We start from the raw sequence: 1242 nt of genomic DNA, 5'->3' as shown, positions 1-1242 counted from the left end.
TGAACTGGTCAAGTAATTCTGGACACCAGTTAAGGCTTCACGCCGCCAGCCTTTCCATCGCAACTGGCGACCGATACCCGTTATAGCTATGGAGCCTGGCGGTGTTGTAGCGCGTGACGTAGCGCTGCACATCTGCCCGGGCCTCATGTTCTGATGCATAGCCCGCTTCGGGCACCCACTCTGATTTCAGACTTCCAAAGAAGCGCTCCATCGGGGCGTTATCCCAGCACTCACCTTTACGACTCATGCTTTGCCGGTGCCCGTGCTCCAACAGTTCATTTCTGAATTTATGGCTGGTGTATTGGCAGCCCTGATCGGAGTGGAACAGCACGTCCTTGGGATGGCCTCGTAACTCAACCGCCATCCGCAGGGCTTCGCAGACCAACTCAGCATCGGAAATCATCGAGAACGACCAGCCCACAATCCGTCGGGCGAACAAGTCCAGAACGGCGGCGAAGTACAACCATCGCTTGCCGACCTGGATGTAGGTCACATCTCCGCACCACACCTGGTTAATCGCCGAGACAGCAAATTCACGCTTGAGCACATGTGGCGCCACCAAGGATTCGGTACCCGATGACTTGTACTTATGACGCCTACGCTGACGGCTGACGATGCCTGCTTCGCGCATCAAACTACGCGCCATAAAGCGTCCGACACGATAGCCATTGGCTTGAAGCTCCTTGGACAAGGTGCGAGAGCCTGCCGATGCTCTCGACGCCTTGTGATGCTTGACCAGCGCGGCTTTGAGCTTTTCCCTCTCGGGATTCACTTTGCCTTGGCGCTGACGCCAGGCGTAAAAGCTGCTGCGGCTGACTTCAAACACGCGACAGCAGTCGTTAACACTGAATTGCTCGCCCAACTCGTCGATCAACGAGAATGATCTTTGGCGTCCAAAAGCAGGAGAGCACTGGCCTTTTTTAGGATTTCGATATCCCGGTCTTTTTGCCTGAGCAGGGCTTTGAGTTCTTGGATTTCTCGCTGGTCAGCCGTGATCGCCTTGGCCCCCGCTGGTGTCGATCCCAAGCGTTCTTGGCGAACCTGATCGACCCACCGGCGCAGTGCTGTAGGGCCAACGTTCAAACTGGCGCAGACCTCGGGGACTGCCTGTCCCTCGTCCAGAACCATGCTGGCAGCCTTGAGTTTGAATTCATTCGAGTAGGACTTACGCATTCCGACATACCTCAGATTTGGGCCATCATAGCGCCCGAGTGAGGTGTCCAAAATCATTAAGCCAGTTCA

General features: G+C 55.6%; 1 protein-coding gene. It reads right to left on the bottom strand.

Annotated features, from left to right (window positions below; all coding sequences use genetic code 11):
* Positions 1-37: 37 nt before the first annotated feature.
* A protein-coding gene (locus J7302_RS26255) for an IS3 family transposase (protein WP_455429746.1) occupies positions 38-1173 on the bottom strand; the annotation gives its coding sequence in 2 pieces (ribosomal slippage) (positions 38-924 and positions 924-1173; 1137 coding nt in all).
* Positions 1174-1242 lie beyond the last annotated feature (69 nt).

The organism is Metapseudomonas boanensis, from assembly GCF_018704125.1.
GTDB lineage: Bacteria > Pseudomonadota > Gammaproteobacteria > Pseudomonadales > Pseudomonadaceae > Metapseudomonas > Metapseudomonas boanensis.
This window is presented reverse-complemented; position numbering and strand designations above follow the sequence as displayed.